Origin of the sequence: Phormidium sp. CCY1219 (genome assembly GCF_035615515.1) — a bacterium.
Taxonomy (GTDB): Bacteria; Cyanobacteriota; Cyanobacteriia; order Cyanobacteriales; family Laspinemataceae; genus CCY1219.
The window spans coordinates 1-5,067 of the sequence record NZ_JAJENT010000186.1 but is presented as its reverse complement, the minus strand read 5'-3'; the positions used below and the strand labels follow the sequence as shown (position 1 = coordinate 5,067).

The following is a 5,067-nucleotide window of genomic DNA, read 5'->3' as shown; positions in this document are numbered from 1 at the left end:
GCGAGGAATTGCGGTTGTACTCATCGGAAGGGGAGGAATCGCGGTTGTACTCCTCCCAGGGCGAGGAATTGCGGTTGGTTTCCTCGGAAGGGGAGGAATCGCGGTTGTACTCGTCCCAGGGCGAGGAATTGCGGTCGGTTTCCGATGGAAGTGGAGATTCGCCATAGCGATCGCCAGAGGGGGGATTGCTGCGATAGCGATCGAGCGCCTCAGTTTCGGGGGACTCATCTGGGAGAGCCTCGCCATCTCCTAGTTGGTTCGACTCCCTAGATTCATCGGCGAGACGTTGTTGTTCCAGCCAATCCATTCCCAACTGAATCGTAATATCGGATCTTAAAGAGCCGGTACTTTCCACAAGCACCTCGCCAAACCCGAGGGCATCGCGAAGGGCTTGGGCGCTTTCCATGTCGCCGTTTTGGGCCACGATGCGGGTGACTTGTAACGGTTCGGGCCAAGCACTAGAGACGTAGACATTCCAATAGCCGTTGTCGCTGAGGGTAGTTTGCAACTCATCCACAGCTTCCCAGTCATCGGTGCTATCTTGAATGGCCACCCGGAGGTAAGCCGGATCTACCGATTCAAACTGGCGACCGTGAAGGTCGAAGTCAAAGTGTTCGGCAATTGTGGCATCGAGGCGTTCGTAATTGGGCAACCAGTAACTAGCTTTGTACTCTTCCGGGTCGCTGAACTCGCCGGGAACCATTAACATTTGCACGTTAGAGGGTTCTGTTTGGGCGGCGAAGCCGGCTAAAGCGGCGATTTCCTCCAGGGAGAGGTTAGTATCGATATGTTCTTGAATCACCGAGAGAATTTTCGGCAAGCGACCGATGGTCTTGACATTGAGGGCTTGGTTCATCAGGGCGCGCATCATCAGTTGCTGACGCTGGATGCGACCGATATCGCCGAGTTTGTCATAACGAAACCGGAGGAACTGCAGGGCTTGTGTCCCATCGAGATGCTGTTCTCCCTGTTTTAAGTTAATGTACAAATGCTGGCTATCATCTTGGTATTTCATATCCACGGGGACGTAGAGCTTGACGCCGCCCAAGGCATCGACTAATTTTTCCACCCCTTGGACATTGATGCGGATATAGCGATCGATGCGGACGCCGCCGAGGAGTTCGCTGACAGCTTTGGCACTCAAAGCCGGACCGCCAAAATAGTTAGCATCATTAATTTTGCGAAGGCCATATCCCTCGATTAAGGTGCGGGTATCGCGGGGAATCGAGAGGACGTTTAATTTGTTGGTTTGCGGATTAAACCGAACCAACAACATGACATCGGAGAGACCATCGAGAGAATTGACTTGAGCATGGTATCCGACGTCGATGGAGTCCTCCTCAGCTTTATCTTTCAGGTCTGAGGTTAGGACGCTGGTGCCCATGACTAGGATATTCACGGGGCGAGTCAGTTCTGGGAGTCGCAGATTGGTCTGTGCCAGATCGTTTTGGGAAAAGATGGCTGCGTCTTCAGCACTCAGTTGAGTTTGCATTAAGGGGGTACTGGAAAGAGAAACGGCGAGCAAAGCTCCGGCGGTTGCGGAGATCATTGCCACACCACTCAAGCCAAAACAAAGCCACAGCCAACGGCCCCGATGTGCTTTGGTGACTTTTTTCGTTTGCTGGGTTCGATCGCTGAGCTTTGGGGTCGGGTGTTGGTCAGTTACGTTCTGATTTGGCACGGGCTTCCTCACACACACACAAATAGTTAGTCACGTCTCCACTCATCCTCTCTCCGGGGAGTGAGCGATCGCGCAGGTCTAGCAGGCCCAGCCGATTGGATAACGACCCGTTGCCGGCGTGTCGTTATGGTTCAACGGTCGTGGCCGATCGCGAATCTGTTCCGGGCATGAGGCCAATCAGGGATGACAGAGAAGCGATCGCGGCTTATGATAGATGCTTGCCGATCGCGCGATCGGCAATGCGCGTCACCCAAGGTAATCGTAATGGCCGACGTTGCCAAAGGCGAATCATCAGCCAAATATTTACCACAAAGTAGCTCGAGGTGAGCAAACTACTCAGTAATAACAGCGGTACGGCAAACAATTCCGTACTTCTGGCCCCGGTTTCCAATAAAACGTATCCTATCAGCCAACCCAGTGCTAACGTAACTGCCAAGCGACTGGCGGTTTTTTGTGTTCGACTTCCTTTTTGGCGGTACAACGTCCACAGGGCGGGGAAAAACCCCACCACGGGAATCAAATAAAAAAACAGTCCTAAATGCTCGAGGTCTTTATTCTCCAAGTCGGGAGCCTCCCCCTCTAAGGTGGGGTCAGACTCGGAAACGGAGGAGTCTGACGCCAACCCCCAGATCCCATACCGGGCGCGTACCCGGCGGTCGTGGGGATCCAGGGAGTGGGGGGGGCGAGAGGAACGATGCTGGGGATTCTCAGTGGGTTTGTCACTCATATGCTGCCAGTGGATTAACGGGCCGGGGCGGTCCACCAGGCGATCGCGTAGGGTTGAACCTCGTCATTGACGCGATCGCGAAACTGAACGCGAATTTTATATCGCCCGGTTTTGGGGACCGCATGGAAAATATGCTCGACGCTATCGACGTCGCTGACCGAAGACCAAATACTCTTGCTGGTATCCTCTTCCTCGGCGGGCATCAAATAGACATCTAGATTATTCAAACCGCGATCGCGAAAGGTTTCCCCAATATCATATTGCCCATTGTCATTCCCATCTACGAGATCCACCCATCGGTTCCAAGCCAAGGTAACGGAGACCACACTGCCGGCTTGCAAGGGGGCATCGATAACGTAGTCGCGATAGGACTTTTCCTCGACGCTGCGATAATCCCACCCGATCGTCGGTACGGGGGCATCGGAACCCCACTGACCCGCACTAAACTGCTGATAAGCGCGGTAGGCATCCAAGTGGCCGGTTCCGAGATCCCCATCGAGGGGGATCGACTGACTTTTATAAGCATCCGAGTCCAACCAATTGCGGTTCCCATCGGCGAGGAGGGTGCGTTTCATGTCCAGATATTCTCCCGTGCCGGGATCGGCAATTTTTTCGGCAGAGTTCATCAATACGGCTTTCATTACTTCGTGGCGACGAGCGGAGAGGGTCCATTGCGGATCCTGGAAGTTGCGCCGCAGTTGGCGATCGCCGTATTCTTGCAAGAGGGCCACGGTTGCCGTCACGTGGGGAGCGGCAAAACTGGTGCCGCTGGTGCGCGTCACCCGACCATCGAAGCTCAACAAATCCAGATTACTCCCGGGAGCCACCACGCTAATCGCCCGCCGACCGTCTACGTTGCCTTCTAACCCCACCAGGCGGGTGTTAAACCCGGAAAACGAACTGCCAATATTGGCCAAATCCACCTTGGAAAACGTGCCTTCATAGAGGGTGCTAAAGGCCACATTCATCCCATTAAAATTATCCGTGGGGATCGGGATGCCGCCGCGTCCTTGGTTGCCCGCCACTACATGCAAAACGTTGTGAACCCGGGCGGACCAATCCAAACATTGGGTCAGCAATGCATTGCCATCGAGGACCGCATTCGGACGCGGATCCTGTTCGAGCGATTCCCCAAAACTGTAGTTAATCGCTCGCACGTCGCCGCCGTTTTGTTCGGCTAAATTTTGGGCAGCTAAGCATTCTTCTGGTTGTCCGCTGCGCTGTAGCAAGCCGATCGCGGCAGCATAGAGGGTGGCTCCTGGGGCGACGCCCGGTAAGGCTTTGTCGGAACTGACCATCACGGCGGCGACGTTTTCGGCGTGTTGTTCGGCGGGTTTCATCCGAGGATCCTGGTTGGGATCGGTTTTCGCTGGGGCATCGCGCAAGAAGACCTGGCGCACGGGAATGTCTCGATGGCGGTGGACTTCTTTATCCAAGCCGAATTTTCTCGGTCGGCCAATGTCTACTTGGGCGATCGCGATTTTTCGCCCGGTCAAGTTGTAGGGGGCTTCGTGCAATCGGCGGGCATCGATGCCGATTTCACCGACGGAGGTTTGTAAGGCGATCGCTGGAATACCGACTAAGGCGGCACTCGCGCCTCCCACCATCCAGGAAACTTTTTTGACGATTTTTCGCTGACTCAATTCTACCGCTCCACCAAATAACTATTAACGCTTGCGATCGTTGAGATTTTGTTAAACTGAATACGACTTTACGGACGATCGAGAGAGATAATCTCCATGACCCAAACCCAATCCAAGAAACCCATCGTTATTGCTCCCTCCATCCTATCAGCAGATTTTAGTCGTCTGGGAGAAGAAATCCAGGCGGTGGATCGCGCTGGCGCTGATTGGATCCACGTGGATGTGATGGACGGACGCTTTGTCCCCAATATCACCATCGGCCCGTTAATCGTGCAAGCTATTCGCCCGGTGACTCAAAAGCCCCTGGACGTCCACTTGATGATTGTGGAACCGGAAAAATACGTGGAGGATTTTGCGAAAGCAGGGGCGGACCAGATTACGGTTCATGCGGAACACAATGCCTCGCCTCACCTGCACCGCACTCTCGGCCAAATTAAAGAAGCTGGCGCAAAAGCAGGGGTGGTTCTCAATCCTTCCACGCCTCTGGAGCTGATCGAATACGTACTCGAACTTTGCGATCTGGTGCTGATTATGAGCGTTAACCCCGGGTTCGGCGGGCAGAGTTTTATCCCCGGTGTGGTGCCAAAAATCCGGAAGCTGCGCCAGATGTGCGACGAGCGCGGATTGGATCCCTGGATTGAGGTGGATGGCGGTCTGAAGGCAAACAATACTTGGCAAGTCCTGGAAGCCGGCGCGAATGCAATTGTGGCCGGTTCGGCGGTGTTCAAGGCCAAGGATTACAAAGAAGCGATTGAAGGCATTCGCAATAGCAAGCGCCCCGCACAACCCGAGTTGGCAACGGTGTAGTTTCGCCGCTTTTCAACTCCGATTGATTGTCCAGACCAGAAGCGATTTTTCTCCCTTCAAATCGCTTCTTCTGGTTTTTTCTGTATCCTGAATTGAAACGGTTGCGCGGGTCGTTGGCATTCATTCTTCTGGTTTACGAAAGAAAAACGAGAGTTTGAAAGCTACGTTTTTTAAAACGTAGATGAAAAACGAACGGCGACTTTAGTCGC

At 53.9% G+C, this 5,067-nt stretch carries 4 protein-coding genes; 1 reads left to right on the top strand and 3 read right to left on the bottom strand.

Features of this window, described 5'->3' with window-relative positions; all coding sequences use genetic code 11:
- The 3 genes from LKK83_RS01185 to LKK83_RS01175 form a co-directional block, all read right to left on the bottom strand.
- Positions 1 to 1,681: LCP family protein (locus LKK83_RS01185; RefSeq protein ID WP_442957261.1), on the bottom strand; the 1,681-nt coding region annotated here is incomplete at its 3' end.
- 205 nt (positions 1,682 to 1,886) lie between these two features.
- Positions 1,887 to 2,408 carry a hypothetical protein gene (locus LKK83_RS01180; RefSeq protein ID WP_324628911.1) on the bottom strand — a complete coding sequence of 174 codons (522 nt, stop codon included), beginning with the start codon at positions 2,406 to 2,408 and terminating at the stop codon, positions 1,887 to 1,889.
- Positions 2,409 to 2,422: 14 nt separating this feature from the next.
- The gene (locus LKK83_RS01175; RefSeq protein WP_324628909.1) at positions 2,423 to 4,051 is read right to left on the bottom strand and encodes a S8 family serine peptidase; all 1,629 of its coding nucleotides are present in this window, start codon (positions 4,049 to 4,051) and stop codon (positions 2,423 to 2,425) included.
- A gap of 96 nt (positions 4,052 to 4,147) precedes the next feature.
- Between LKK83_RS01175 and rpe the strand changes: the two genes are divergently transcribed.
- A complete protein-coding gene (rpe, locus tag LKK83_RS01170) occupies positions 4,148 to 4,858 on the top strand; it encodes a ribulose-phosphate 3-epimerase (protein WP_324628908.1) in 711 nt (236 codons plus the stop codon).
- The last annotated feature ends 209 nt before the right edge of the window (positions 4,859 to 5,067 follow it).